Annotated in this window: 30 protein-coding genes and 1 tRNA gene; 12 read left to right on the top strand and 19 right to left on the bottom strand. The window is 69.6% G+C overall.

Translation table 11 applies throughout. The features are described from left to right. Positions 1-307 precede the first annotated feature (307 nt). On the top strand, positions 308-1,027 hold the full coding sequence (locus AC4NMM_RS05360; protein WP_096393447.1) for a class I SAM-dependent methyltransferase: 720 nt from the start codon (positions 308-310) through the stop codon (positions 1,025-1,027). Positions 1,028-1,069: 42 nt separating this feature from the next. Here AC4NMM_RS05360 and AC4NMM_RS05355 read toward each other — a convergent pair whose 3' ends face one another. Beyond that, positions 1,070-2,368: an MFS transporter gene (locus AC4NMM_RS05355; RefSeq protein WP_491923723.1), complete on the bottom strand. Its 1,299-nt coding sequence runs from the start codon at positions 2,366-2,368 to the stop codon at positions 1,070-1,072. 98 nt (positions 2,369-2,466) lie between these two features. Here AC4NMM_RS05355 and AC4NMM_RS05350 point away from each other — a divergent pair, with 98 nt between their 5' ends. Then, a complete protein-coding gene (locus AC4NMM_RS05350; RefSeq protein ID WP_491923727.1) occupies positions 2,467-2,655 on the top strand; it encodes a hypothetical protein in 189 nt (62 codons plus the stop codon). Positions 2,656-2,697: 42 nt separating this feature from the next. On the opposite strand, the gene AC4NMM_RS05345 is transcribed toward AC4NMM_RS05350, so the two are convergent. The 6 genes from AC4NMM_RS05345 to AC4NMM_RS05320 all read right to left on the bottom strand — a co-directional run bounded on the left by AC4NMM_RS05345 (position 2,698) and on the right by AC4NMM_RS05320 (position 5,535). Then, entirely contained in the window at positions 2,698-3,435 is a 738-nt protein-coding gene (locus AC4NMM_RS05345) for an SDR family oxidoreductase (protein ID WP_491923722.1), read from the bottom strand. A 77-nt stretch (positions 3,436-3,512) separates the two neighbouring features. Then, complete coding sequence (locus AC4NMM_RS05340; RefSeq protein ID WP_491923721.1) at positions 3,513-3,899, bottom strand: nuclear transport factor 2 family protein; 387 nt, start codon at positions 3,897-3,899, stop codon at positions 3,513-3,515. 99 nt (positions 3,900-3,998) lie between these two features. Next, a complete protein-coding gene (locus AC4NMM_RS05335; protein WP_096393442.1) occupies positions 3,999-4,217 on the bottom strand; it encodes a YgaP family membrane protein in 219 nt (72 codons plus the stop codon). 151 nt (positions 4,218-4,368) lie between these two features. After that, positions 4,369-4,830, bottom strand: coding sequence for an HVO_A0114 family putative DNA-binding protein (locus AC4NMM_RS05330; protein ID WP_491923720.1), 462 nt, complete (start codon positions 4,828-4,830; stop codon positions 4,369-4,371). Next, complete coding sequence (locus tag AC4NMM_RS05325; protein ID WP_491923719.1) at positions 4,823-5,125, bottom strand: toxin-antitoxin system TumE family protein; 303 nt, start codon at positions 5,123-5,125, stop codon at positions 4,823-4,825. Before AC4NMM_RS05325 ends, AC4NMM_RS05330 begins: the two co-directional genes overlap by 8 nt. 336 nt (positions 5,126-5,461) lie before the next feature. Beyond that, positions 5,462-5,535 (bottom strand) — tRNA-Lys (locus AC4NMM_RS05320). Positions 5,536-5,737: 202 nt separating this feature from the next. Here AC4NMM_RS05320 and AC4NMM_RS05315 point away from each other — a divergent pair. Both AC4NMM_RS05315 and AC4NMM_RS05310 read left to right on the top strand, forming a co-directional pair. Continuing rightward, positions 5,738-7,204 (top strand): DHH family phosphoesterase, encoded by a 1,467-nt coding sequence (locus AC4NMM_RS05315; protein ID WP_096393439.1) that lies wholly within the window; start codon positions 5,738-5,740, stop codon positions 7,202-7,204. 84 nt (positions 7,205-7,288) lie between these two features. Next, complete coding sequence (locus tag AC4NMM_RS05310) at positions 7,289-7,492, top strand: DUF8145 family protein (protein WP_096393438.1); 204 nt, start codon at positions 7,289-7,291, stop codon at positions 7,490-7,492. 92 nt (positions 7,493-7,584) lie between these two features. Here AC4NMM_RS05310 and AC4NMM_RS05305 read toward each other — a convergent pair whose 3' ends face one another. Continuing rightward, positions 7,585-8,559: a nucleotidyltransferase family protein gene (locus tag AC4NMM_RS05305; protein ID WP_096393437.1), complete on the bottom strand. Its 975-nt coding sequence runs from the start codon at positions 8,557-8,559 to the stop codon at positions 7,585-7,587. 147 nt (positions 8,560-8,706) lie between these two features. Between AC4NMM_RS05305 and AC4NMM_RS05300 the strand changes: the two genes are divergently transcribed. After that, on the top strand, positions 8,707-9,018 hold the full coding sequence (locus AC4NMM_RS05300; protein ID WP_096393436.1) for a transcriptional regulator: 312 nt from the start codon (positions 8,707-8,709) through the stop codon (positions 9,016-9,018). 36 nt (positions 9,019-9,054) lie between these two features. Here the strand turns inward: AC4NMM_RS05300 and AC4NMM_RS05295 are convergent, their stop codons facing one another. From AC4NMM_RS05295 to AC4NMM_RS05280, 4 genes are all read right to left on the bottom strand, one after another. Further along, the gene (locus tag AC4NMM_RS05295; RefSeq protein ID WP_096393435.1) at positions 9,055-9,732 is read right to left on the bottom strand and encodes a type 1 glutamine amidotransferase domain-containing protein; all 678 of its coding nucleotides are present in this window, start codon (positions 9,730-9,732) and stop codon (positions 9,055-9,057) included. A 549-nt stretch (positions 9,733-10,281) separates the two neighbouring features. After that, a complete protein-coding gene (hpt, locus tag AC4NMM_RS05290) occupies positions 10,282-10,851 on the bottom strand; it encodes a hypoxanthine/guanine phosphoribosyltransferase (protein ID WP_491923718.1) in 570 nt (189 codons plus the stop codon). A gap of 386 nt (positions 10,852-11,237) precedes the next feature. Continuing rightward, positions 11,238-12,014: an enoyl-CoA hydratase/isomerase family protein gene (locus AC4NMM_RS05285; protein WP_096393433.1), complete on the bottom strand. Its 777-nt coding sequence runs from the start codon at positions 12,012-12,014 to the stop codon at positions 11,238-11,240. A gap of 103 nt (positions 12,015-12,117) precedes the next feature. Beyond that, on the bottom strand, positions 12,118-12,339 hold the full coding sequence (locus AC4NMM_RS05280) for a hypothetical protein (protein WP_491923717.1): 222 nt from the start codon (positions 12,337-12,339) through the stop codon (positions 12,118-12,120). Positions 12,340-12,570: 231 nt separating this feature from the next. Here AC4NMM_RS05280 and aroC point away from each other — a divergent pair, with 231 nt between their 5' ends. After that, positions 12,571-13,758, top strand: a complete 1,188-nt coding sequence (gene aroC, locus AC4NMM_RS05275) for a chorismate synthase (protein WP_491923716.1) — start codon at positions 12,571-12,573, stop codon at positions 13,756-13,758. Positions 13,759-13,785: 27 nt separating this feature from the next. On the opposite strand, the gene AC4NMM_RS05270 is transcribed toward aroC, so the two are convergent. The 3 genes from AC4NMM_RS05270 to AC4NMM_RS05260 all read right to left on the bottom strand — a co-directional run bounded on the left by AC4NMM_RS05270 (position 13,786) and on the right by AC4NMM_RS05260 (position 15,652). Beyond that, complete coding sequence (locus AC4NMM_RS05270) at positions 13,786-13,995, bottom strand: hypothetical protein (RefSeq protein ID WP_491923715.1); 210 nt, start codon at positions 13,993-13,995, stop codon at positions 13,786-13,788. Between the two features lie 76 nt (positions 13,996-14,071). Beyond that, positions 14,072-14,992 carry a ZIP family metal transporter gene (locus AC4NMM_RS05265; protein WP_491923714.1) on the bottom strand — a complete coding sequence of 307 codons (921 nt, stop codon included), beginning with the start codon at positions 14,990-14,992 and terminating at the stop codon, positions 14,072-14,074. 96 nt (positions 14,993-15,088) lie between these two features. Beyond that, positions 15,089-15,652, bottom strand: coding sequence for a TIGR04206 family protein (locus AC4NMM_RS05260; RefSeq protein ID WP_491923713.1), 564 nt, complete (start codon positions 15,650-15,652; stop codon positions 15,089-15,091). Positions 15,653-15,752: 100 nt separating this feature from the next. On the opposite strand from AC4NMM_RS05260, the gene AC4NMM_RS05255 reads away from it, so the two are divergent. Beyond that, on the top strand, positions 15,753-16,520 hold the full coding sequence (locus AC4NMM_RS05255; RefSeq protein ID WP_491923712.1) for a hypothetical protein: 768 nt from the start codon (positions 15,753-15,755) through the stop codon (positions 16,518-16,520). A 48-nt stretch (positions 16,521-16,568) separates the two neighbouring features. Here the strand turns inward: AC4NMM_RS05255 and AC4NMM_RS05250 are convergent, their stop codons facing one another. Continuing rightward, on the bottom strand, positions 16,569-17,912 hold the full coding sequence (locus AC4NMM_RS05250; RefSeq protein WP_096393423.1) for an alkaline phosphatase family protein: 1,344 nt from the start codon (positions 17,910-17,912) through the stop codon (positions 16,569-16,571). A gap of 107 nt (positions 17,913-18,019) precedes the next feature. Between AC4NMM_RS05250 and AC4NMM_RS05245 the strand changes: the two genes are divergently transcribed. Both AC4NMM_RS05245 and AC4NMM_RS05240 read left to right on the top strand, forming a co-directional pair. Continuing rightward, entirely contained in the window at positions 18,020-18,991 is a 972-nt protein-coding gene (locus AC4NMM_RS05245) for a phosphoadenosine phosphosulfate reductase family protein (RefSeq protein ID WP_096393422.1), read from the top strand. A gap of 76 nt (positions 18,992-19,067) precedes the next feature. After that, the gene (locus tag AC4NMM_RS05240) at positions 19,068-19,538 is read left to right on the top strand and encodes an IS1096 element passenger TnpR family protein (protein ID WP_096393421.1); all 471 of its coding nucleotides are present in this window, start codon (positions 19,068-19,070) and stop codon (positions 19,536-19,538) included. 498 nt (positions 19,539-20,036) lie between these two features. Here the strand turns inward: AC4NMM_RS05240 and AC4NMM_RS05235 are convergent, their stop codons facing one another. Continuing rightward, positions 20,037-20,948, bottom strand: a complete 912-nt coding sequence (locus AC4NMM_RS05235) for an NAD-dependent epimerase/dehydratase family protein (RefSeq protein ID WP_491923711.1) — start codon at positions 20,946-20,948, stop codon at positions 20,037-20,039. A 98-nt stretch (positions 20,949-21,046) separates the two neighbouring features. On the opposite strand from AC4NMM_RS05235, the gene AC4NMM_RS05230 reads away from it, so the two are divergent. The 3 genes from AC4NMM_RS05230 (at position 21,047) to glmM (ending at position 23,142) form a co-directional block, all read left to right on the top strand. Beyond that, on the top strand, positions 21,047-21,274 hold the full coding sequence (locus AC4NMM_RS05230) for an antitoxin VapB family protein (protein WP_007344384.1): 228 nt from the start codon (positions 21,047-21,049) through the stop codon (positions 21,272-21,274). Then, positions 21,261-21,674, top strand: a complete 414-nt coding sequence (locus AC4NMM_RS05225; RefSeq protein ID WP_491923710.1) for a type II toxin-antitoxin system VapC family toxin — start codon at positions 21,261-21,263, stop codon at positions 21,672-21,674. Before AC4NMM_RS05230 ends, AC4NMM_RS05225 begins: the two co-directional genes overlap by 14 nt. 127 nt (positions 21,675-21,801) lie before the next feature. After that, complete coding sequence (gene glmM, locus AC4NMM_RS05220) at positions 21,802-23,142, top strand: phosphoglucosamine mutase (protein ID WP_491923709.1); 1,341 nt, start codon at positions 21,802-21,804, stop codon at positions 23,140-23,142. On the opposite strand, the gene AC4NMM_RS05215 is transcribed toward glmM, so the two are convergent. Next, complete coding sequence (locus tag AC4NMM_RS05215) at positions 23,139-23,594, bottom strand: toxin-antitoxin system TumE family protein (RefSeq protein ID WP_491923708.1); 456 nt, start codon at positions 23,592-23,594, stop codon at positions 23,139-23,141. The genes glmM and AC4NMM_RS05215 overlap by 4 nt on opposite strands. Positions 23,595-23,609: 15 nt before the next feature. Continuing rightward, positions 23,610-24,167: a DUF7342 family protein gene (locus AC4NMM_RS05210; RefSeq protein WP_491923707.1), complete on the bottom strand. Its 558-nt coding sequence runs from the start codon at positions 24,165-24,167 to the stop codon at positions 23,610-23,612. Positions 24,168-24,215: the final 48 nt, after the last annotated feature.

Here is a 24,215-nt window from a genome sequence, read left to right as displayed (position 1 = left end):
CGCCCTGCGGGCGTTCGCGGCGTCCCTCGCGGGCTGGCTCGCGGCCGCCGGTGGCGGCCGCTCGCAGGCGCGCCACCGCCTGCCATTTATAAGCGATCGTCGCCGTCGCTCACGGCTATTTAAATACCACACCGCGGCCGGCGATCTGCGATACTCACTGCCGTAGTTCTTCATGTGGTACCGTTCGGCGCGCTACTGTTTCAGAGGGAAGCCCGGTCGCGATAGCCGACTGTAGCTGAGCCTGCGGGTCGTGAATCGGTACCGACGCTCACGCTCGCTTTTTAATTGTCGGAGCGACCGTGGCGGCATGCCCGACGCCTTCGGACGCGCGATCTACGATCACCACCGCGGCGAGCGGACGGAACCGCTCTACCAGGGCGACGGCGAGGAGACGCGCGAGCACCCGATCGAGGACTTCTACTTCTCCGAGTTCGACCCCGAGAGCGACGCGGGTTCGTGGCTCGCGTCCCGGCTGGACGGGCCGCTCGTCGACCTCGGCGCCGGCGCGGGGCGCCACGCGCTGCGCTTCCAAGAGCGGTTCGAGACGGTGGCCGTCGAGCCCAGCCCGGCGCTCGTCGAGACGATGCGCGAGCGCGGCGTCCGCGACGCCCGAGAGGGAGACATGTTCGCGCTCCGGGCGGCGTTCGAGCGCGACCGGTTCGCCTCCGCGCTCGTGATCGGCACGCAGGTCGGCCTGTCGGGGTCGACGCGGGGGCTCTCCGCGTTCCTCGGCGACCTCGCGTTCGTGACGACACCGGATGCGACCGCCATCGTCGACTGCTACGATCCGAGCCACCCCGGCGCCGCCGACCTCCTCGGCTACCGCGCGGACCCGATGCCCGGGCTCGCGGGCCGCGTCATGTGGTTCGCGTACGACGGCGAGCGGGACCCGACGCTCCGGTTTACGCTGTTCTCGCCGGACCGACTCCGCGAGGCGGCGGTCGGGACCGGCTGGGCGGTCGAGGCGGTCGGCCGCGAGGGGTCCGGCGACGGCCCGCACTATCGGGCCGCGCTCCGGAAGCGGTAGGCGGTCGCGACGCACGGACCGCGGGCCGAGGAGTCGCGCGCCCTACCACGCGGTCAGGGCCGCGCGGCCGTGGTCGGACGCGAGCACGCCGAGGAAGGCGATGACGCCGGTGATCGCGAACGCGCCGCCGACGTAGAAGACGGAGCCCATGCTCACCTCGACCATCAGCCAGCCGGCGATGAGCGGCCCGGCCACGGAGCCCGGCCGCCACACCAGCTCGCGGATGCCGAAGCTGGAGGCGACGCTGCCGTCGTCGGTCCCCTCGTCGGCGAACAGCGCCATGCTCGCCGGCTCGCGGAAGGAGTCCGCGACGCCGAGCAGCCCCGAGAGGGCGACGAGCGGGAGGTACGCCGGCGGGAGTTCGCCGAGGATCGGGAGCGTCACGCCCGCGCCGAGCGCGGTCCCGATCGCGGCCGAGAAGGGGATCGCCATCGCGATCGCGCCGTAGGCGCCGCCGCCGGCGAAGACGAACAGCGACCGGCCGTACGCGTCGGAGAGCCGGCCGGTGAACAGCTGGCCGACCATGTTGGTCGCCTTCTCCGCGGTGACCGTCACCGCGACGGCGGTCGCGCCGACGGCGAGCCCCCCGGAAGCCAGCTCGGTCCCGGCGTAGATGGGGACCCAGGTCCGTACCATCGTCACCGCGAAGGCGTACTGGGCGCGGAACGTCGAGATGGTCAAGATTTTGCGGTTCACTGCGAGGTCGCTGAACGGGAACCCGTCGACCCGCGTGGGGTCGCCGTCGAGCATCCCCCACGTGACGAGCCACGCGGCGATCATCAGCGCCGTGACGATCGCGAACACCGGCCCGAAGCCGACGGCGTCGTACACCGCGCCCGCCCCGAGCGACCCGAGGATCGAGGCCGCGAACGAGGCGGCGTTCGCCTTCCCGATCTTGTCCGCCCGCGTGCCGGCGCCGGCGATCTGCCCGACCAGCGAGAGCGTCATCAGCCCCGCGCCGGTGACGACGAGCCCTTGGAGCGCGCGGACGAGAATGAACGACCCCGACGAGTCGACGAGCGGAAACAGCGCGTACACCCCAGCGCCGGCGCCGAGCACGCCGAGCAGCACGAGGCGCTTGTCGAACCGGTCGCCGGCCCACGCGAGCGGGACCACGGCGACCGTCTGCGCGAGCGTGAACCCGGTGGTGTACATCCCGATGACGAACCCGGCCGACACCGTGACGCCGAGCACCGTCGTCGCCTGCGGGTCCAAGGCGTTGATGTACGTCGGCAGCAGCGTCAACAGCGTGATGAACCCGAACCCCTCGGCGAACCGGGTGAGGTAGAGCGCCCAGAACTGCGATCGGCTCGTCCGGTCGGCCGCGCCCGCGTTGCTCACACCGGATCGGGGCCGACCGATTCAAAAGGAATTTCGATTCGAAGCCGCGCGTCGCGGGGCGCCGAAGGTATTTCCCGGTCGGCGTCGTCGGGCCGGGCATGGGCGACCGCGCCTGCGACCGGGCGTTCTGTCCGGAGTGCGACTTGGCCGTCTCCCGCGCCGACGAGACGTGTCCGGAGTGCGGCGCGCCGATGGGGGGCCGTGACGACGCGACCACCGACGATGCCACCACCGGCGACGCCACCACCGGCGACGCGTCGACCGACGACGCGTCGACTGGAGGGTGACGCGGCCGCTGCTCGCGCCGCCGCGCCGCCACCCCGGCTCGCTCACATCGTGTCGGCGTACTTGTCCCGGCGGTAGAGGTCGATCTCGTGGGCCGAGGAGCCGGGGCGCGACGCCGCGAAGGCGATCGCCTCGGCGACCTCCTCGGGTTCGGTGACGCTGCCGGGCTCGAACCGCTCTTCGAAGGGCTCGCCCTCTTCGCTGCCGAACTCGGTCCGGACCTCCGAGGGGTTGACGACGGAGACCGCCACGCCGTCGTCGCCGGCCTGCGCCGCGACGCTGTGGGCGAACCCGCGGATCCACCACTTCGTCGCGGCGTACACGGGGTTGAACGATCGGGGGAACTCCCCGGCGAAGCTGCCGACCGCGACGAGCGTCCCCTCGCTCTCCCTGAGGTGCGGGAGCGCCTCGCGCGTGAGGAAGAACGCCCCGTCGACGTTCGTCTCCTGCATCGCGAAGTACTCCTCGTCGGTCATCTCCGCCACGTCGCTCCCGCGGGCGAGCCCCGCGTTGACGACGGCGACGTCGAGGCCGCCGAACGCCTCGACCGCGGCCTCGACCGCCGCCGCCGAGGTGGCCCTCTCGCGCACGTCGCCGTCGGCGACGACCGCCTCGACGCCGTACTCCGCCCGCACGTCGTCCGCGACCGCTTCGAGCGCCTCGCGCCGCCGCGCGACGAGGACGAGGTTCGCGCCGCGCTCCGCGAGCGCGTGCGCCGTCGCTTCGCCGATTCCCGAGCTCGCTCCGGTGATCACCGCCGCCGCGCCGTCGAGGTCCGTCATGGGCGTCCGATCGGCGGCGGGGCTGATAAACGTCGGCGTCGTGCCCGAGCGCGTCGGGACGGGGCACCGTCCAGCGGTCAGAAGTCGTCGTCGGTACTCACGTGGAGGCCGACGAAGCGCCACCCGTCGTCCCGGCGGACGAGCGTCCCGCTCCACCGGGTGTCGAACTCGCGGCGTCGCCCCGACTCCGCGTCCGTCCACGCCATCGCGACCGCGTCGCTGAACCACGCGTGGTCGTCGCGCTCCGTGACGCGGAGCTCGCGGCTGGTCACGCGCCAGTCCGTCGTGGTCTCGGTCTGCGTCCGGAGCCCCTCGCGGATCCGGTCGGCGCCGACGAGCCGCTCCGAGACGCCGAACTTGGCGTACGGGTCGTCGCCGTCGCGCTCGTCGGCGACGTACGGCGCCAGCGGGTCGCCCGCCCGGAGCGCGTCGTAGTACGAGCGGACGGTCTCGCGTGCGTTCATACGGGGCGCCACGCGCTCGGCGGAGAAGTGTTTCGGGGTCGCCGGCGGACCGCACTCTCGGGCCCCGGTCCGTCCGCGCCGTCGGACCGCGCTCCCGTCTCAGTCCACCGGACAGCGGTCGATCCCGAGGGCGCGGTACAGCAGGCATCGCCGCGTGGCGCCCTCGACGACGAGCACGGCGCCGGCGACCGCGAGCCCGACGGCGGAGACGACGGGCACGCTGACGTCCGTCGTCGCGACGAGCACCGCGAGGATCGCGACGGCGACGCCGCCGACGATCCGTGCTGCCGCGTCGATTCGGCCCACGTTTCGTTTCACATCGGTATCTGGGTGCTGCGCCGGAAAAGCGTTGAGTCAGGCGAAAAGTCAGTATCGACCCGCCTTGTGCGGCAGTGAGCGAAGCCGCCGGCCTCGTTGACTGTGATCGTATGAGATATTTTTGTCGATATCACTCTGTAAGAAGAGATTCTCAGACCGCCGCGGGCCCCTCGCCAGCGTCGCTCACGACGAGTTCCACGTCGAGACGGATACGCTCGTACGGGAGGAACGGTCGCTTGGCGCGGTCGCCGTCTTCGACGAGGAACACGATTCCGTAGTCGGCTAGGAGGGTAACGTCGTCGTGGACCGTCTTGTAGTTGCGGTCGAGCGTCTCGGCGAGCGCGCTAATGCTCTCGGCGGCGCCGTCGACGTCCAGCAGCGTCTGAAGCACCTCGATCCGCCGGTCGGTGAGGATCTTCCGGAGCTCGCCGACCGTCCCGAACGACACCACCGCGGGTCGCGCCTCGCCGTCGTCGACCGCCTCGACCGCATCGAGCGTGTCCTCGAACGCCTCGTCGAACGACTCGACAGTGAGACGGAGGACTGCCGGGTGCGGGCGGTCGCGAGGGTCGCTGTACTCGTCGGGCCAGCCGTCGTGGTCGTGGTCAGTCATGGGTGTTCTCCGTGTCCGCCAGCGCCGCGATCTCGTTCAGGAACCGCGTCACGTGAGCCGCGAGACCGTGAAACTCGATTTCTGCGTCCTCGCCGAACCGAACGTGTCGGTGGTGCCAGCCGAGATTGTCGTCGTCGTGTGCGTCGTCGTACCTGAGCAGTTCGCCGGTTTCCGGGTGATAGTATTGAAACCGGTAGAACCACCCGTCCGGGTAGTCGTCGTCGCGGATCGCGAATATCTCGACGCGTCCCCCGGGGACGGCGCGGTTCAACTCGATCGGGCGGTGATCCGGCATTTCCCTTATTTATAACGTATGACCTCATACTACATAATTCTGATCGCGTTTCGCTCTCGGCGTTCTTCGAAGATCGCTTGAGCCGCATTCCCTTCGGCGTCGAGAACGACGTCGATCTGTTGCTCAACGCTGCTCATAACCCCACCCCTGGGCCGGTGAAAAAGCGCCGAAACCTGTCCGTAGAAGGTGGAAAACGGTTATATGAGGAGCGGGCCGGGCGCGATTGTGAACTACGAGAAGACGGTCGCTCGCTTCGCTCGCGCTGCGACTTCTCTACTTCAAATCGCTTCCGTCCGGTTCCCTCACCGCATCGCTGTCGCTCTGCGGTTCAGTGTACGGGCCGGGCGCGATTTGAACACGCGACCGACGGATTAAGAGTCCGTCGCTCTCCCTAACTGAGCTACCGGCCCTCACGAGTTCGTATCCGGGTCACGGTAAAAGGCCTTTTCATTCGACCCCGTCGCCGCCGGGCGGATACCGGTCGAATCGCACGAATGCGGCTGTGTCGCATTCTCGATCGGGAGGGCGAAGCCGCCGCTCTTCGCGGCTTCGTTGACGGGGGTCGACGGCGAGAGCGCACTCGTTAAGTGTCGTGCCGCGGAAATCCCTCCAATGAGTAGTGGGGCATCCGGATCCGCGCGGACCCGGTACGCGATCCTCGGCTGTGGGAGCGTCGGGCACGCCGTCGCTGAGGAACTGACCGAGCGCGGGAAGGACGTCCTCATCCTCGACCGCGACGAGAGCCGGGTCGAGGCTCTGCGCGACCAGGACCTCAACGCCCGGGTTCAGGACATCGCCGAGCCGGACGTCGTCGAGGAGCTCGACGACCGCGACATCGTGCTGATCCTCGCCAGCGACGTGGAGGCGAACAAGGCCGCCGTCTCCGCGGTCAGGGAGACCGGCGGCGACCACTACGTCGTCGTCCGGGCGTCGGACCCCGTCAGCGAGGACGAACTACGCGAGCGCGGCGCGGATGTGGTGATCAACCCCTCGACGGTGATCGCGGACAGCGCGCTCCAGTCGCTGGAGACGGGCGAGCTGGAGTACATGGCCCGCCAGCTCGCGGAGATAATCGAGGAGGGCGGCGACCGGATGGCGATCCTCACCCACGACAACCCGGAGCCGGACTCGATCGCGTCCGCGACCGCGCTCCAGGCGATCGCGGAGGCGTTCGGCGTCGACGCCGACATCATCTACTCCGGCGACGTCGGCCACCAGGAGAACCGGGCGTTCGTCAACCTCCTCGGGATCGACCTGCTCGAACGCGGCGAGGCGCCGCCGCTCTCGGAGTACGAGACCGTCGCGGCCGTCGACCTCGCCAAGGCCGCCGCCGAGGACCTCGACCTCGGGGTCTCGATCGACATCTACCTCGACCACCTAGAGTCCGAGGTGCCGTTCGACGCCCGGTTCGTCGACGTGCGGACCAACGTCTCCTCGACGTCGACGATCCTCACGAAGTACCTCCAGGAGTTCGACCAGTCGCCCTCCGAGGCGGTCGCGACCGCGCTCCTCTACGGGATCCGCGCCGAGACGCTCGACTTCAAGCGGGACACGACCCCCGCCGACCTGACCGCCGCCGCGTACCTCCACCCGTTCGCGAACCACGACACGCTCGAACAGGTGGAGTCGCCGTCGATGAGCCCGGAGACGCTCGACGTGCTGGCGGAGGCGATCCAGAACCGCGAGGTCCAGGGGAGCCACCTCTTCTCGACGGCGGGATTCATCCGCGACCGCGAGGCGCTCGCCCAGGCGGCTCAGCACCTCCTCAACCTGGAGGGGATCACGACGACGGCCGTGCTGGGTATCGCCGACGAGAAGATCTACCTCGCTGCGCGCTCGAAGGACATCCGGCTGAACATCGGCAACGTCCTCGACGAGGCGTTCTCGGAGATGGGCGACGCCGCCGGCCACTCGACGCAGGGGTCGCTTTCGATTCCGCTCGGCATCTTCACCGGCATCGAGGCCAGCGGCGAGAACCGCGACACGCTCCTCCACCTCACCGAGGAGGCGGTCCGCCGGAAGCTGTTCGACGCGCTCGGCGTCGAGGGCGGGAGCGGCGACGGCTCGAACGGGTCCTGAGCCGCTCGACCGCCGGCCTCCAAGGATCCCCGTTCGACGCGGTCGTTTTCCCGTTCGCGGCCGTAGCGCTGACGACCGCACCGCATGTACGTCCCCGACGACCCGCCGGCGAACTGCCCCGCCTGCGGCGCCCCGTACGACTCCGTCTCGCGACACGCCGACGGCTTCGTGGCGAACCTGCTCGACAACGAGCGCTACCGACGGGTGTGTTTCTACCCCGCGACCGACGACGGCGACCCCGCCTTCGACTGCTACCACCACACGCACGGGCAGGCCGGGACCGACTGACGGGTCCGGCACGGACTGACGGGCCCGGTACAGACTGACGGGGTCGGTCGGAGCCGGATTCGTCGGAGCGGACGGCCGACCGCAGAGCCCGCTTAGAAGTCGTCGCCCTCGGTGATCGAGGTGTGCGAGCCGATCAGCGCGCCGGAGAGGTCGACCCCCTCCAGGGTGGCGCCCGTGTCGATCACGGAGTTGCGGACCTCGGAGTCGGTGATCGTCGCGTCCTCGAAGACGACGGCGCGGTCGAGCGTCGAGTCCGTGACCGTCGCGCCCGACATGACGTGGACCACGTCGCCGAGGTCGCTCCCCTCGACGGTCGCGTCGTCGGCGACGAGCGCCCCGCCGTCGAGGGCGTACTCGACGGCGTCGAGGTAGCTGTCGGCGGTGCCGATGTCGAACCACGCGCCGTCGAAGGTGTACGCGTGGACCGGCCCCCGCTGCTGGAGCCACTGGAGGAACCAGCCCGGCTCGTCCGGGTTGTTGTCGTCGTCGAGGTACGTCGTGAGCTTCGGGAGCGTCTCCGCTGGGAACGCGTAGCAGGCGATGGAGACGAGCGTCGACTGCGGGTCCTCGGGCTTCTCCTGGAAGTCGACCACCTCGTCGCCGTCGAGCTGGACGAGCCCGTACGACTTCGCGCGCTCGCGGTCGCCGACGTCGTAGGCGGCCAGCGTCGGCGTCCCCTTCTCGTGGAAGAAGTCGGCGAAGTCGCCGAGATCGAAGCTGATCATGTTGTCGCCGGCGACGACGATCAGGTCGTCGTCGACGCCCTCGCGGTCGACGAGCTGTTCGAGCGCTCCCACGACGCCGAACTTCTCGTCCTCCTCGACGGTCTCCTCCACCGAGAGCGTCGGCTTTTCGAAGGGGCTGTCGTCTAGGTACTCCGCGAACGTGTCGGCGAAGCGCTCGTTCGTCGAGACGAACACCTCGTCGACCCGGTCGTCGGCCTCCAAGTCCTCGAATATCTCGTCGATGACGGTGTTGTCGCCGACCGGCAGGAACATCTTCGGTCGGTGTTCGGTGATCGGCCAGAGTCTGGTCGCGTAGCCACCCGCGAGTACGACGGCTTTCATACCCCTCCCGTCTCACCCCGGTGACATACCTCTTGTGCCCGCGTCGTCGTCCCGCCCGCTCGCACGGCCGGCGTCGTGCGTCGCCGACCCCGAGCGCCCGCGCCGCGATCCCCGACGGTTATACTCGCCGCGCCGCGAGGGGTCCGCATGGAGACGACGCGCCAGCGGATCGCCGACGCCCTCCGCGAGGCCCCCCGGACCGCGAGCGACCTCGCCGAGACGCTGTCGCTGCCGACGCCCGTCGTGTACGAACACCTCGAACACGTCTCGCGGTCGGTGGCGGACGGCGACCGACCGAGCGGCGACGGGAGCGGGAGCGAAGGCGAGGAGTTCCTCGTCGCGCCGCCGACCTGCCGGGAGTGCGGGTTCGACGGCTTCGACGACCCGGTCAACGACCCGTCGCGGTGTCCCGAGTGTAAGAGCGAGCGGATCGAGGAGCCGGCGTTCGTGATCCGATAGCGGGAGAGGGCGGGCCGCGACCGCAGAGCGGCGCGCCTACAGCTCGTCGAGCAGCGTCGCGGCCGCCGCCGACGAGGAGCCCGGGCCGCGGGCGGTGATCAGGTCGCCGTCGACCGTGACGCTCTCGTCGGCGTCGAGCTCGGCGTCGAAGTCGGCGCCCGCGAGGGCGACCTCGTCTTCGACCCAGTACGGGAGCTTCCGGCCGTCGGGCATCACGTCGTCCTCGTCGACGATGTCCGCCTCCCACTCGTTGGGGAACCCGGTGATTGCGCGCCCCTCGACGAGCGGCGTCCCGTCGGCCTCGTTCGTGAACGCGAGGATCCCGACCGCGTGGCAGACGACCAGTGCCACGCCCGCCTCGCCCGCGACCGCGTCGAGCAGCAGCTGACGGGCGTGGCGGTCCTGGTTCACGTCCCAGACGGTGCCGTGGCCGCCGGGGAAGACGACCGCGTCGTAGTCGGCGGCGTCGACCGTCGCGATCGGCTCCGGGTCGTTGAGCTCGGGGTGCTCCTCGTCGACCTCGCGGAGCTCCGCGACTCGCTCCTCGCCCCCGGCGGCCTCGGGGTCGAGCGAGCGCTCGTCGACGACCGGCGGCGACCCGGACGGGGTCGCGACGGTCACGTCGACGCCCTCCGCCTCCAGCGTCGTCAGCGGCTCGATACACTCCTCGGCCCAGTACCCCTCCTCGCTCACGACGAACAGCGCTTCAGTCATGTGTACCCCACTGTTCGTGACCTCGACATAAAAGGCGCCCGCGCCCGGCAGCGACGAGGGACGGCGCGAGGCTTATAAACAAACACTGCGGTGCGGTCGGCGCGTGCCCGTGAGCGGCCGCCCTCGGCGGCCGCGAACGGCACCGCGCGAGGGAGTCGGGCGCCCGGAGCGAAGCGGAGGGCGGCCGACGAGGCTGGGGAGGTGAGAGGTGCGGTCGCTGTGCGGGGCGGGACTCAAAGGGGCAGCCGTGAGGGCGGCGCAGGCGACGCAAGCACTGGAAGGAGCGAACGGAGTGAGCGACTGAAGCGCGCAGCGAGCGTGCGCCGCCCTCACGGCTGGGGCTTTGAAGGTGTTCGCCGTTGATCCGCAGTCAGCCATTTATAAGCAGGCGGATGGGGCTTTGAAGGTGTTCGCCGTTGATCCGCAGTCAGCCATTTATAAGCAAGCGGCTGGGGCTTTGAAGGTGTTCGCCGCCTCTACGTAGTCGAGTATTTATAAGCGGATACCCGAAGGTTTCGCGGGTTTTACCGCGGCGCTGCTCCGAACGACTTATTCGTCGCCCTGCGCGTCGACAATCACGACCTCGCCGTCCTCGACGGTGACGTTGATCAGCGTCTTCACGTTGTAGTCGGTGCCGTCCAGTTCGTTGTCGCCCGCCTTCTTGATCACGGCGACGACGTCGACGACGTCCGCGCCGACCTCGTCGGTGAGCGCGTCGAGGATGGCCTTCATCGTGCCGCCCGTCGAGAGCACGTCGTCGAGCACGAGCACGCGGTCGCCCTCCTCGACGTCGTTGATGTACATTTCCGACTCGGAGTAGCCGGTCTCCTGGAACAGCGGCACCTCGCCGTCGAGGCCGTACTGGCGCTTGCGGATGACGACGAGGGGGATGTCGGTCATCAGCGAGAGCGCGGTGGAGATGTGGATCCCCATCGCTGCGGGGGTGACGATCTTGTCGACGTTCTCCAGCTCGGCCTTCCGGATGATCCGGATGACGATCTCCCGGAGCAGCTCCGGTTCGAGCATGGGGACGCCGTCGCTGATCGGGTGGACGAAGTACTGGTACTCGCCTTTCTCGATGATCGGCGCGTCGAGGAGCGACTGCCGCAACTGGTCCATGTCGCCGGTACTCGGGCGGATTAATAAAGCGTGGCGATCCCCCGATTCCGTGGACCTCGATCGCACGGTACAGGACACGGCACGCGACGAGCGATGACGCTCCAGCCAACACCGCCAAAGCCCCAGTCGCGAGGACTCGATGCGCTCGCTGTGCGCTTCACTCGGTCGCTGGCGCTCCCTCGTTCCAGTGCTTGCGTCGCGCGTCTTCGTCCTCGCGACTGCCCCTTTGAGTCCCGCCCAGCACAGCACCGCTCCGCACCTCACGCCTCCCCAGCCTCGTCGCTCACGCCCTGCGGGCGTTCGCGACTCCCTCGCGCGTGCTCCTCGCAGCCGCCTTCGGCGGCCGCTCGGAGGCGCGCGCCAACCACTGCGGTTCGAGCCTCGTCCTACTCGAACTCCGGCTCGCGCTTCTCTAAGAACGCCGCCATCCCCTCGCGCTGGTCGTGCGTGCCGAACAGGCCGGCCCACGCCCGGCGTTCGAGGGCCAGCCCGGTCGACGCCGAGCCCTCGCCGGCCGCGTTGAGCGCCTCCTTCGCGGCGCGCAGCGCGGTCGCGGGCTTCGCGGCCAGCTCGCCCGCCAGCTCGTCGATCCGGTCGTCGAACTCGGCGTCGGCGACGACCTCGCCGACGAACCCGACCTCGGCCGCCTCGGCCGCGTCGATGCGCTCGCCGAGGAAGATCAGCCGGCGGGCGACCTCGTCACCGACCAGTGCCGGGAGCCGCTGGGTGCCGCCCCAGCCCGGGATGATCCCCAAGTCGATCTCCGTCTGTCCGAGCACCGCGCTCTCGGCGGCGACCCGGAGGTCGCAGGCGAGCGCGAGCTCGCAGCCGCCGCCGAAGGCGTAGCCGTCGACCGCGGCGACCGTCGGCGCCGGAAACGTCTCGATCGCGTCGGCGACGCGGTGGCCGAGTTCGGCGTACGCCTGCGCCTCGGGGGTCGACATGTCGACCATGTAGGAGATGTCCGCGCCCGCGACGAACGCGTCGTCGCCCGCCCCGGCGATCACGAGGACGCGCGCGTCGCGGTCGGCGGCCTCGTCGAGCGCGCCCTCGATCGCTTCGAGCGTCTCGACGGTGAGCGCGTTGAGCTGTTCCGGTCGGTCGACGGTGATCGTCGCGACCCCGCGGTCGTCGACGTCGAAGGAAATGGTGTCTCGGCTCATACGCGCTCCGTCGCGGGGCGGCGTGAAAACGGTTCGGCAGGCGGATCCGGGCGTCCGGAAGCGAGTCGGCGGGCGATCGCGACGGTCGGCCGCGACCCGCCAGTCAGATCTCCTCGCGGCTGTCGATCCCGGTATAAATGAACCAAGCCGTCGTATACACGCCGACGAACAGCAGGTAGCCGACGATCAGCCCCCCGAGCTGTCGGCTCGCGAGCCCGTCGGGGAGCGTCCGCGAGAGGATCCCGAGCGCGAGCACGAAGACGACGAGGGAGAACAGCCCCGAGATGGCGTACACGCCGAGGTCCGAAGTGAGACGTTCGCGCACGCACCCACCAACGCGTTCCCGTTACATACCGCCATCGGTCGCGCGGCGGGCCGCTGATCTGTGGTCGTCCGACGCCGCCTCGACCGCCGACCGCCCTCGACCGTCCCCGACCGCCCTCGACCGTCCCCGACCGCCCTCGACCGTCCCCGACCGCCCTCGCCCGTCCCCGACCGCCGACCGCACCGTTGCGCGGATTGCAACCCCTATATGCCCCCGGCCACACGTGAGGGTATGAACGGGAACCGGTTCGGCCGACTCTTCCAGCTGACGACCTACGGCGAGAGCCACGGCGACGCGATGGGCGTCACCGTCTCCGGGGTGCCCGCGGGCGTCGAACTCGACGAGGAGGCCATTCAGGCGCAGCTCGACCGGCGCAAGCCGGGCCAGTCGATGATCACCACCTCACGGGGCGAGCCCGACGAGGTCGTCGTCAACTCCGGCGTCCAGGACGGCTACACGACCGGGACGCCGATCGGCATGGTGATCCAGAACAAGGACGCCCGCTCGGGGAAGTACGAGCCGTACGTCACGGCGCCGCGCCCCTCGCACGGCGACTACACCTACTCCGCGAAGTTCGGCACGCGCAACTGGGGCGGCGGCGGGCGCTCCTCCGCGCGCGAGACCGTCAACTGGGTCGCGGCGGGCGCGGTCGCCGAGCAGGTCCTCGACGCCTCCGATCACGACGTGGAGATTAAAGCCCACGTCAACCGCATCGGCGACGTCGAAGCCGACGCGGTGAGCTTCGAGCAGCTCCTCGCGAACAGCGAGGAGAACGACGTGCGCTGCGCCGACCCCGAGGCGGCCGCGGAGATGCAGGAGCTGATCGAGGAGTACCAAGAGAAGGGCGACTCCATCGGGGGCTCCATCTACTTCGAGTGTCGCGGCGTCCCGCGCGGGCTCGGCGCGCCGCGCTTCGACGGGTTCCCGAGCCGGCTCGGCCAGGCATTGTTCGCCATCCCGGCGACGACCGGCGTCGAGTTCGGCCTCGGGAAGGAGGCCGTCGACGTCACCGGCAGCGAGCGCAACGAGGACTGGACGTTCGACGACGGCGAGTCGTTCGACCACGTCGAGAGCGACGAGGGCGACCCCGTCCCGGAGGGGAACGACCACGGCGGGCTCCAGGGTGGGATCACCACGGGCGAGCCCATCTACGGCGAGGCGACGTGGCACGCGCCCACGTCGATCCCGAAGAAGCAGCGCTCGGCCGACTGGGAGACCGGCGAGGAGAAGGAGATCCAGGTCGTCGGCCGCCACGACCCGGTCCTCCCGCCGCGGGCGGTCCCCGTCGTCGAGGCGATGCTGTACTGTACGGTCCTCGACTTCATGCTGCTCGCCGGCCGGATCAACCCCGACCGCGTGGACGGGAACCCGGGCGAGTACGACACCGACTACCACCCGAGCAGTCCGGATAACGAGTAGCGGGCACTCGGGTTCCGGCGCGGCGTCTCACTCCTCCGGCGACCACTCGCAGGCGTCGCCCGCGGTGAGCTCGTTCTCGTCGACGTACGCAGAGAGGCACGCGTAGTTACAGAAGTAGGCGGGCGCGCCGCAGTCGGCGTCGCAGTCGCGCACGCAGACCGGATCGTGGTCGAAGATCCGCGAGCCGCAGTACGCGCACGTCTCGTCGGCGTCGGGCGTCGACACGGTCGTGGACATGTGCGACGCGACGCGTCCCGCCGGCGAAAGCGTTTCGCGGTCTGGCGCCCCGGCGACAACTCCGTTGCGGTCGCGGTCACACCGTCACGACGGCGTCGACGACGACGAGGAGGACGAACCCGACGAGGAACGCCGCGGTCGCGGCGTCGGCGTGCCCGTGGCCGTGCGAGGAGGGGATCAGCTCCCGGAACACGACCGCGAGCATCGCGCCCGCGGCGAACCCGGAGGCGACCGGGAACAGCCCCGTGGAGAGTCCGACGAGCCAGAAGCCGAACGCGGAGGCGACGACCTGCGGCGCGAACCCGGAGAGCGCGGTGTACCAGAGGACGCGTGCGTTCGACATCCCGGTCTCGGCCATCGGCACCGCGAACGCGAACCCGTCCGGGACGTTCTGCAGCCCGATCACCACGGCCAGCACGAGCGCCACCTCGTTCAACCCGGAGGCGAACGCGACGCCGATCGCCAGCCCCTCGGGCGCGTTGTGGAGGGTGATCGCCCCGCCGATGAGCAGCGCCTTCCGCAGCGAGGCCTCCATCCCGTCGGCGCTCTCGGCGGCGTCATCCGCGGCGGGATCGGAAGCGACCTCGCCGTCCGCGGGCGCGTCGGCGGTGGCGTCGCCGTGGACGGATCCGCCCGCGGCGTCGACCGGGTCCGCGGCCGGGAAGCCCATCGCGGCCGCGTCGGCGCCGGTCGCGCCCCCGTCCGGGAGCCACTCCCGGTACTGTGCGTGGATGTGCGGGATGAGGTAGTTCCCGCCGAGCAGGACGAGGCCGCCGACGAAGACGCCCGTCATCACCTCCGCGAGCGTCCCCTCCTCCAGCCCCGGAATCACGAGTCCGAACACGCTGGCCGCGACCATCAGCCCGGCGGCGAGCCCGAGCGCGGCGTCGTAGGTGCGGTGCGTCACTCGCGCTCGGAAGAAGACGGGGAGCGCGCCGAGCGCGGTCACGAGCCCGGCCGCGCTCGTCACGCCGATCATGGTCGCGAACGACGTCATGCGATCCGCATCCGCGCACGGGTTGATAAAGGGGGTGGACCGAGGGCGCGACGGCGGCCGGTCGCCCGGGCGGCTCGCACGCGCGACCTCGGCCAGTCAATGCGTCACGATTCTCCGGAGGTCGCCGCCGTACGCGGCGACCGCGACCGCGAGCGTCGCGAGCGCGCTTACCGGCAGCACCGTCAGCCAGCCCGCCGTGGTCCCGACGCCGAAGCGCACGCCCAGCCCCGCGGCGACCCACAGCGTCGCGGCCGCGCCGAGCACGAGGATCCCGCCCGTCACCCGACGGTCCTCGCGGCCGAGCGCGACGCCGCTCGTCGCGCTCCCGGTCGCGAGCAGGTGGAAGCCGAGCGCGAGCGGCCAGGCCCGGATCGACGGCGGGAGCGTCGCGAACGGTCGCGGCTGGTCGAGGAAGTACGCCCACACGGGGTACCCGCCGAGCCCGCTCCCGTCGCCGCCGAGCGTCACGAACCCCCAGAGGCTCACCAGCGTCGGGGCGTCGTCGCCGCCCGGAACGACCGCCATCGGGGCCGCGAGCAGCGCGACGACGAGGAGCCACTCGACGGCGCCGCTGACCGGCGTCGGGTCCGCGCTCTCCCGCGAGACGGATCGCGACGGCGGCTCCGAGGCCGGGCGCGAACCGCCGTCCGGTTGCTCCATGGGGGCGCTTCGACGCCCGGAAATAAGTATGGTCCGGACGGCAGCCTTCCGCTCGCCCGCCGCCCGTCAGGCGTAACCCGTCCCCGCCCGTAGCGCGCGTGTGAACACCGACGACGGCGGCCACCACGACGCGGCGGTCGACGCGCTGGCGGCCCGGGAGTACGAGCGCGCGGGGGACCGCTACACCCGCGGCGGGCGACGCGTGCTCGCGGACCCCCGCCCCGAGGTCGACCCCTTCGAGCCGGACGACAAGGGATGGATCGGGCAGGGACTCCAACAGCTGCTCGCGGCGACGGTCGCCTACCGGGTCGCCGGCGTCGACGAACGGGCGGCCCGCCGCGCGGCCGAGGGGATCGCCGCCGCCCGCGACTTCGAGTCCGTCCTCGCCGAGCCGGGACAGGGCGCCTGTCTCGCGGAGTTCGTCGCCGACTTCCGGGTCGCGGGCGGGCTCGGCGGCGCCGACGAGGCGTACGACGACGCCGCCGAGTGCTACGCGGCCGCGGGCGACGAGGTCGACTCCCCGCAGGCGCTCGCGACGACCCCCCTCTTCGAGGCCGCAGCGGCGACGATCAAGCAGGTCGCGCGTGGGCCAGCTGACGGCGAGATAGCGATAAAGTGGGAGGACCTCCACGGATCGGATCCGGGACGGCCCGGCGAGTTCCTCGCGCACCGCGCTCGGTTCAAGAAGCAGCGGTTCGCCGGGCTCGTCGAGCGCGCGGTCGACGACGCCCACCTCGCCGCGCCGCGGGGGACGACGGAGTACGACAACGAGAACCACCGCTGCCCGCACTGTGGGTCGAACCACGTGAACTGGGCGGGCACCCGAATCCTCTGTCTGCGGTGTTCGCGGCCGACAGAGGTGATCTGAGGGCGCGCGTCGCGGGCGACAGAGTAGGTCCCGTCCCTGCGACGGCCGTCAGCCCAGCAGGCTCTCGCCGTCGAACTCGTCGTCAGCGTCGACGTCCATCAGGTCGAGCAGCGTCGGCGTCACGTCGAAGAGGTTCGCGTCCGTCAGGTCGAGGCCGGGCTCGGTCGAATACAGCAGCGAGTTCTCGAACTTGTGCATCCCGTTGCGCGGACCCTCGGTGAAGACGGCCTCCTTGCCGGAGAAGCCGGACTTGAGATCGAAGCCGTCCGCGGGGATGACGACGAGGTCGGGGGCGATGTCGTCGTGGGCGCCGTCGAAGACGGTCTCGCCTTTCACGATCCGCTTGCACACCTGTCGGCCGTCGGGGCCGGTGAGCGATTCGAGGTCGTCGATGAGCTCCTCGCGCGTCGCCTCGTACTCGGACTCGGGGACGACGCCCTCCGGCTCGCGGCCCTCTAAGTTGAGGTAGAAGCGGCCGGGGATGAGCGAGTAGGCGCGCGTCTCGTCGTCGATGTCCGTCAGCGAGTCGTGGTCGTCGTCCGCGTACGAGAGCCACCCCTCGTCGGCGAGGAACTGGTTGAAGTTCACCTCCCACTCCAGCTCGGTGAACCCGTGGTCGGAGGCGACGACAAAGGTTGTGTCGTCGTCGAGCGAGTCGCGGATCTCGCCGATGTACCCGTCGAGCTTGCGGTAGAACTCGAGGAACTCCGCGGCGTACTCGCCGTCGTTTACGTAGTCACCGAACAGGAAGTGGTTCACGCGGTCGGTACTCATGAAGACGCCGAAGAAGAGGTCCCAGTCGTCCTCGTCGAGGTAGTGGGAGAACGCCTCGTAGCGAGCGTCGAGGGTGGCGTGCGCGTTCTCGACGAACTCCGTCTTGTCGTCGTCGTGGCCGAGCTTGGCGTTGACGTCGATTTTGTAGTCGAAGCCGTCGAGCGTCGCGCGCACCTCCTCGTCGCTCGCGGCCGCGTCGAGGTCGGGCGAGAGGAAGCCGGAGACCATCCGCTGGATCCGCGTCGACGGCGGGAACGTGACGGGGACGTTGAGGACGGTCGCGTCGCGGCCGGCGTCGGTGACGCGGTCCCACAGCCGTGTCGCCTCCACGTGGCGCCCGAGCGGGACGTACGTCTCGTAGGAGTCGCGCTCGCGGTCTTGGAAGCCGTACACGCCCGTCGCGCCGGGGTTCACGCCGGTCGTGAGGCTCGGCCAGCACGCGCTCGACTCCGGCGGGACGATGCTCTCCAAGCGCCCGCCGGAGCCGGTCTCGGCGATCTCGGTCAGGTTCTCGAAGACGTCGGGGTGGTCCTCGACGAGGTCGAGCGGTACGCCGTCGATCCCGAGGAAGACGACGCGGCCGTCGTCGTCGCCGCGGAGCCGGTCGAACAGACCCATGCCAGCCGGTTCCGGGGCGGCCGGCATATCCCTTGTGTTCCGGCGAATTTCGACCCCCGAGAGCGATTCAGAAAGCCTATTCGTCTCGACGGCGACAGCTACGCCGTATGAGCGACGACTTCCCGGCGAGCGTCGACGTCGATTACACCGACGGCGAGGGGGAGGCCCCCGAGGACTACCCGTCGATCCAGCACAAGATCGAGAAGGCGGTCGAGGTCACCCGCCGCGGCCTCGAACAGTACGACAACCCCGCGGTGATGTGGACCGGCGGCAAAGACTCCACGCTGACGCTGTACTTCATTAACCAGGTCGCCGAGGAGTACGGCTACGAGAAGCCCACCGCGGTGTTCATCGACCACTTCCAGCACTTCGACGACATCACCGACTTCGTCGAGCACTGGGCCGACGAGTGGGAGATCGACCTCGTCTACGCCCGCAACGAGGACGTCGGCGACTACGTCGCAGAACACGGCCTCGAACCGGGCGACGACATCCCGGTCGACGCGCTCTCGGAGCACAATCAGCACCACATCCGGGAGATTCTGGAGTTCGAGGAGGACTCGTTCCCGTTCCTGCTCGACACGTACGTCGGGAACCACCTGCTGAAGACGGTCGCGCTCAACGACGCCCTCGAGGAGTACGACATCGACGGCGTCATCTCGGGCGTCCGCTGGGACGAGCAGGAGGCCCGCGCCGACGAGACGTTCTTCTCGCCGCGCCACGACCCGGACCTGTTCCCGCCCCACGACCGCATCCAGCCCATCCTCCAGTTCGCCGAGGCCGACGTGTGGGAGGCGTTCTGGAACTTCGTGGTGCCCGACACCGTCGAGGCGTTCCCCGACGAGGGATACATCCCGCAGAGCGACGACGACCTCCCCGAGGGCGTCACGCAGGAGGACGTGCCCATCTCGCCGAAGTACTTCGCCGGGTTCCGCTCGCTCGGCAGCGAGGTCAGTACGGAGAAGACGACCGAGGAGCCCGCGTGGCTCCAGGACCTCGAGGGAACGACCGAGCGCGCCGGCCGCGCCCAGGACAAGGAGGACCTGATGGAGCGCCTGCGCGACCTCGGCTACATGTGATCGCCCCCGGGAACTGACTCTCCGACCCTCTTCTGGAACCCGACCTTCTTGTTCGTTCGCCTCAGTCGGATCGAAGATGACCGCGTATCGATTCCGCGTCAAGTTCGATTCGGACCCGACCGGCCTCTGGCGAGACGTCGTCGTCGGAGGCGGCCGCACGCTCGACGAGTTCCAAGCGACGATCAACGACGCGATGGGGCTCGATCGGGGCCACCTCTGGTTCATCGGCGCGGGCGAGGCGTACTGGCAGAGCGACGATAAGTTTCAGTCACCGCAGGAGTTCGACGAGTCGGCGGAGCCGACGTTCGTTCAGGCGGACGAGACGACGTACGACGCCGGCGAGACCACGGTCGACGAGCTGGCCGACCTCCTCGGTCTCGACGAGCGCGACCGGATCTGTTACGTGTACGACTACGGCGACGACTGGCGGTTCTACGCGATCCTCAAGGAGATCGACGGCGACGGGGCGGCGGACGAGGCCCCGCACGTCGTCGCCGAACGTGGCGAGGCGATCGAACAGTACGGGAGCGATCGATTGCGGGAGTAGGTGTAGTATATCGTGAGTGAGGTCGTTTATAAGTAAATAGCGGTGTTGTTGTCGGCTGTTTATAAATGACTGACACTGCCGAGATGATGTTCTCCAAAGCCCCAGTCGCGACGGCTCGCGCGCCTTGCTGTGCTCCTCAGTCGCTCGTTTCACTCGCTCCTTGCGGTGCTTACTGCGGCGTGCTTCGCCCTCGCGACTGCCCCTTTGAGTCCCGCCCCGCACGGCACCGCACCTCACGCCTCCCCAACCTCGCCGCTCACGCCCTGCGGGCGTTCGCGGCGTCCCTCGCGGGCTGGCTCGCGGCCTCCGCTTTGCTCCGGCCGCTCGCAGGCGCGCCACCGCACCCCTTTTTATAAGCGCTCGTCGCCGTCGCTCGTGGTTATTTAAATACCACATCGCGGCCGCCGATCTGCGATACTCACTCCCGCCGTCGATCAGTGCGCAGATCGCTCCTCCGGGTTTAAAAAGACTGCTTGAGCAGATAGCGACAGATCCGGTCTACTGATACGGCTCGCACACCATCTCGACGCCCTCCTCGAAGCTGATTTCGGGCTCCCAGCCGGTCGCCTCGTGGAACGTCGAGTAGTCGGCCATCGTGTCGTGGACGTAGCCGTCGAACGGGCACTCGATGTAGACGGGGTCGATATCGGTGCCGAGCGCGTCGTTGATCATGTCGACCATCTCGTTGAACGAGTACGCCTCCTGCGTGCCGACGTTGTACACGCCCGTCAGCTCGTGGTCGGCCGCGAGCTCGCAGGCGCGGGCCACGTCCGAGACGTGCGTGAAGTCGCGCGTCTGGGTGCCGTCGCCGAACAGCTCAGGTGCTTCGCCGTTCGCGATAGCGTCGGCGAACTGCGCGACCGTGTTCGCGTACTCGCCCTTGTGCTCCTCGTTGCCGCCGAAGCCCTGGTACACCGAGAAGAACCGGAGGCCGGCCACGTTCATATCGTGGTGGTTGGCGTAGTACTCGGCGTAGCGCTCGCGCGCGAGCTTCGAGGCCTCGTAGGCGGTGTGGGCCTCCACGTCCATGTCGACCGGCGAGGGCTCGGTGCGGCTGCCGTAGATCGAGGAGGTCGAGGCGTACACGACGGTTTCACACCCTTCCTTCCGGGCGCGCTCGACGGTGTTGACGAACCCCTCGACGTTGACGCGGCAGCCGCGCTGGGGGTCGCTCTCGTGCATGTTCCGCGAGGAGAGCGCGGCGAGGTGGAAGACGACGTCGACGTCGACCGGGAACTCGCCGTCGACGACCGAGGCCTCGACGAACTCCACGTCGTCGTCGAGGTTCTCGGGCGTGCCGAGATAGGTGTCGTCGACCGCGATCACGTCGTTGTCGCTTGCGAGGCGGTTCGCGAGGTTCGAGCCGATGAACCCGGCCCCGCCCGTGACGAGGACGCGTTTGTCCTGCATATTCCGTTTTCGTCGGAGCACCGGGATTATCGTGTCGGTTTCGGCGTCGACAGAGAACAGCGACAGCATATTTACGTATGGGTACCCACACATAACACATGAGCAAGAACATCGCGATCAGCGACGAGGTCTACCGACGCCTCAAGCGCGAAAAGGGCGACCGGAGCTTCAGCGAGGTTATCGCCGACACGCTTGACAGCGGCGGAGGGCTTACGGACGTGACCGGCCAGCAGATACTCGATCCGGAGACGTACGACGACATCGACGCGGAGATGGAACGACTGAGTGAGGGCACGCTCAACCGCCTGACCGATGAAACTCCTTGACACGTCGGCAGTCGCCGACATCGACCGAGGGGGCGTCGACGAGAAGGTCCGCGCGCTAGACGATGAGGGTCGCCACGCGATCAGTATGGTCTCCGTGACGGAGCTCCGACTGGGTGTCGAACTTCAGTACGACCGGGACACACAGGAATATCAGGACGCGATCGACGCCCTCGATCGCCTCGTTTCCCGCTTCGACGTACTCCCAATCAGCCGACCGGTCGCGACGGCGGCCGCGGAAATAATCGCTGACCTCCGTGCCGACGGGAAACGGCTTGACGATCTCCACGACGTGTACATCGGTGCGACCGCACGGACTGAACAACTGCCGGTGCTGACGGCGAACGTCGATCACTTCGAACGGATTGACGGCGTTCGGGTCATCGACTGGGAGGGATTCTGATGATCACCGGGGCCCTGCGAAACGTCCGGCGGATGATTCCACGCGGGAGGCAAGTCCGCGGGAACACATCGTCCGCGAAGCTCCCTGGCACCCCGAACGTCTTTGCGGTGGACGGTGATGACCGCGTATGTTCGGAACCAGCGGCGTTCGCGGTCCCGTCGGCGAGGACGTGACGGCCGACCTCGCGCTCGACGTGGGGCGCGCGCTCGCGACGGACGGCGCGGCGACGGTCGTGGTGGGGCGCGATGCGCGAGACAGCGGCCGGATGCTCGTGCGGGCGCTCGTGGCGGGGCTCACCGAATGCGGGGCCGACGTCGTCGACGTCGGCGTCGAGGCGACGCCCACGGTCGCGCGGACGGTGGCCCGCGAGGGCGCGGACGCCGGCGTCGTCGTCACGGCCTCGCACAACCCCGCGCCCGACAACGGGATCAAGCTCTGGACCGGATCCGGGCGTGCGTTCGGCGACGAGCGCAACGATCGGATTACCGAAATCGTCGAGACGGAAAGGTTCGACCTCGCGGCGGCCGACGCGATCGGCGCGGTCGAAGAACGCGGCGTGGCGGCGGGCGGCGACGCCCGCGCCGCTCACGAGCGCGCGCTGCGCGAGAGCGTCTCGCTCCCCGAGGACCGCTCGGTCGTCGTCGACCTCGGCAACGGGGTCGGGCGCGTCACCGCCGACGCGCTCCATGCCGCCGGCTGCGACGTCGAGACGCTCAACGGCCAGCGCGACGGGCGGTTTCCCGGGCGCCCGAGCGAGCCGACCGCGGCGAACTGCGAGACCGCCTGCGAGGTGGTCGCCGCGACCGACGCCGACCTCGGGGTCGTCCACGACGGCGACGCCGACCGCATGATGGCGATCGACGAGCGCGGGCGGTTCGTCGCCGGCGACGCGCTGCTCGCGCTGTTCGCGCGCCGCGCGGCCGACGCGGGCGACCGCGTGGCGGTCCCGGTGGACACGAGCCTGCTCGTCGCCGACGCGCTCGCCGAGGTCGGCGCGGAGGTGACGTACACGCCCGTCGGCGACGCGTACGTCGCCGCGGAGGCGGCGAAGCCGGGCGTCGCCTTCGGCGGTGAGCCCAGCGGCGCGTGGATCTGGCCCGAGCGGACGCCCTGTCCCGACGGCCCGCTCGCGGCCTGCGTCCTGACCGCGCTCGTCGGCGCGGAGGGGTCGCTGGCTGCGCTCGTCGACGACCTCCCCGAGTACCCGATCCGGCGGGACTCGGTGCGGACGGATGCGAAGCGGGCGACCGTCGAGCGCGTCGCGGCACTCGCCGGCGAGGCGTTCGACGACGTCTCGACGCTCGACGGGATCCGCGTCGAGACGGACGCAGGCTGGTTCCTCGTGCGCGCGAGCGGCACCGAACCGCTGGTGCGGATCACCGCGGAGGCACGCGACGAGGGCGACGCCGCGGACCTGTTCGAGACGGCGCGAGACCTCATCGAGCGGGCCACTGCGGACGCGTCTTAGGCGGGGCGGTCCGACTCGTCGTGGCATCGCTCAACGCGCTCCGCGACCCAGTCGAGAACCGAAAACAGGACGTCGAGGTGGTGGTCGCCGAGGGGTGACGGCTCGGCGCCGCCCGCGTCCGGCGGCGGGTGGAAGTGGCTCCTCGGCGCGTCGGTCTTCGGGTGGCGGTCCCAGCGACACTGGAACCGAGACGAGCCCCGTTCTTCGACGCAATGAAAGTAGTAGTCGCCCGTCACAAACCAGTGGACGTCGATCCGGGCGGCGTCAACGGCGGACGGATACGCGGTCGCGTCCAGCGTGAGCACCAGCGATCGGGGAACGATCCGGTCCGGCTCGAACCGCCAGGACTCGACCAGCGGGTCTGTCGCCGCCCGGCGTCCGATCGTCTCCATCGTCGTCCGGTCGAGCCGACCGCTGTCTACCGCGGTCTTGGCGTCGTCATCGTCCGACATGTGGCTCGGGACGCCTCAGGCCGACGCGCCGAGGTCGCTCTCGTCGCGGCCGCGCGCCTGGGCCCGAGAGACGGCTCGCTGGAGGAGTTCGATGTCGTGCCGCACCGTGCGCCACCGCGACAGCGACTCGAGCCGGTCGTGGACCGCCGCGTGGTCGCCGCCTTCGACCGGCGCGACCGAGACGGCGTCCGGGTCCGGAACGCCGAACGACTCCTGAAGGTCGGCGTCCTCCGCGAGGAGGTCGTCTAAGCGCTCGCGGAGCGCCGCGGCGGTGTGGTCGTCGGCCAGCGTCTCGACGCGCTTCCACTCGAAGTACGACTCGTTGCGGCGGTACTCGGCGGGACGACTCCCGCGCCGGTCGACGATGCCCAGCTCGGCCAGCTGAGTGAGCGCGTTTCGCGCGCCGTCGGGCGAACACGCCGCGCGCTCGGCGACCTCGCTCGCCGACGCGTGTTCGGTCACGCCGGTCATCACGTCGTACACCCGCTGAAACGTGGTCCGGTCGCGTTTCCATCGACGCCGGGTCTCGGAGTCCTCATCCGACGACGAGTCGGCGGCGGTGTCGTTCGACATACCATCTAGTCGCGATGTAAGAGACATATATCTTTGGTAGCAGAGATA

It is taken from the genome of Halorubrum sp. SD41, assembly GCF_058630335.1.
Note: the sequence above shows the minus strand (reverse complement) of the source record. Positions and strands in the feature narration are given on the sequence as shown.

Excerpts from the sequence above, each read along its gene's own strand:
- AC4NMM_RS05285 (WP_096393433.1), bottom strand. The coding sequence starts at position 12,014 with ATGAGCCGAGACACCATTTCCTTCGACGTCGACGACCGCGGGGTCGCG.
- AC4NMM_RS05240 (WP_096393421.1), top strand. The coding sequence starts at position 19,068 with ATGACCGCGTATCGATTCCGCGTCAAGTTCGATTCGGACCCGACCGGC.
- AC4NMM_RS05295 (WP_096393435.1), bottom strand. The coding sequence starts at position 9,732 with ATGACTGAAGCGCTGTTCGTCGTGAGCGAGGAGGGGTACTGGGCCGAG.
- AC4NMM_RS05315 (WP_096393439.1), top strand. The coding sequence starts at position 5,738 with ATGAGTAGTGGGGCATCCGGATCCGCGCGGACCCGGTACGCGATCCTC.
- AC4NMM_RS05350 (WP_491923727.1), top strand. The coding sequence starts at position 2,467 with ATGGGCGACCGCGCCTGCGACCGGGCGTTCTGTCCGGAGTGCGACTTG.
- AC4NMM_RS05345 (WP_491923722.1), bottom strand. The coding sequence starts at position 3,435 with ATGACGGACCTCGACGGCGCGGCGGCGGTGATCACCGGAGCGAGCTCG.
- AC4NMM_RS05210 (WP_491923707.1), bottom strand. The coding sequence starts at position 24,167 with ATGTCGAACGACACCGCCGCCGACTCGTCGTCGGATGAGGACTCCGAG.
- AC4NMM_RS05235 (WP_491923711.1), bottom strand. The coding sequence starts at position 20,948 with ATGCAGGACAAACGCGTCCTCGTCACGGGCGGGGCCGGGTTCATCGGC.
- AC4NMM_RS05230 (WP_007344384.1), top strand. The coding sequence starts at position 21,047 with ATGAGCAAGAACATCGCGATCAGCGACGAGGTCTACCGACGCCTCAAG.
- AC4NMM_RS05305 (WP_096393437.1), bottom strand. The coding sequence starts at position 8,559 with ATGAAAGCCGTCGTACTCGCGGGTGGCTACGCGACCAGACTCTGGCCG.
- AC4NMM_RS05325 (WP_491923719.1), bottom strand. The coding sequence starts at position 5,125 with ATGCCGGATCACCGCCCGATCGAGTTGAACCGCGCCGTCCCCGGGGGA.
- AC4NMM_RS05310 (WP_096393438.1), top strand. The coding sequence starts at position 7,289 with ATGTACGTCCCCGACGACCCGCCGGCGAACTGCCCCGCCTGCGGCGCC.
- AC4NMM_RS05265 (WP_491923714.1), bottom strand. The coding sequence starts at position 14,992 with ATGACGTCGTTCGCGACCATGATCGGCGTGACGAGCGCGGCCGGGCTC.
- AC4NMM_RS05250 (WP_096393423.1), bottom strand. The coding sequence starts at position 17,912 with ATGGGTCTGTTCGACCGGCTCCGCGGCGACGACGACGGCCGCGTCGTC.
- aroC (WP_491923716.1), top strand. The coding sequence starts at position 12,571 with ATGAACGGGAACCGGTTCGGCCGACTCTTCCAGCTGACGACCTACGGC.
- AC4NMM_RS05225 (WP_491923710.1), top strand. The coding sequence starts at position 21,261 with ATGAAACTCCTTGACACGTCGGCAGTCGCCGACATCGACCGAGGGGGC.
- AC4NMM_RS05330 (WP_491923720.1), bottom strand. The coding sequence starts at position 4,830 with ATGACTGACCACGACCACGACGGCTGGCCCGACGAGTACAGCGACCCT.
- glmM (WP_491923709.1), top strand. The coding sequence starts at position 21,802 with ATGTTCGGAACCAGCGGCGTTCGCGGTCCCGTCGGCGAGGACGTGACG.
- AC4NMM_RS05300 (WP_096393436.1), top strand. The coding sequence starts at position 8,707 with ATGGAGACGACGCGCCAGCGGATCGCCGACGCCCTCCGCGAGGCCCCC.
- AC4NMM_RS05245 (WP_096393422.1), top strand. The coding sequence starts at position 18,020 with ATGAGCGACGACTTCCCGGCGAGCGTCGACGTCGATTACACCGACGGC.
- AC4NMM_RS05270 (WP_491923715.1), bottom strand. The coding sequence starts at position 13,995 with ATGTCCACGACCGTGTCGACGCCCGACGCCGACGAGACGTGCGCGTAC.
- AC4NMM_RS05340 (WP_491923721.1), bottom strand. The coding sequence starts at position 3,899 with ATGAACGCACGCGAGACCGTCCGCTCGTACTACGACGCGCTCCGGGCG.
- AC4NMM_RS05260 (WP_491923713.1), bottom strand. The coding sequence starts at position 15,652 with ATGGAGCAACCGGACGGCGGTTCGCGCCCGGCCTCGGAGCCGCCGTCG.
- hpt (WP_491923718.1), bottom strand. The coding sequence starts at position 10,851 with ATGGACCAGTTGCGGCAGTCGCTCCTCGACGCGCCGATCATCGAGAAA.
- AC4NMM_RS05360 (WP_096393447.1), top strand. The coding sequence starts at position 308 with ATGCCCGACGCCTTCGGACGCGCGATCTACGATCACCACCGCGGCGAG.
- AC4NMM_RS05215 (WP_491923708.1), bottom strand. The coding sequence starts at position 23,594 with ATGTCGGACGATGACGACGCCAAGACCGCGGTAGACAGCGGTCGGCTC.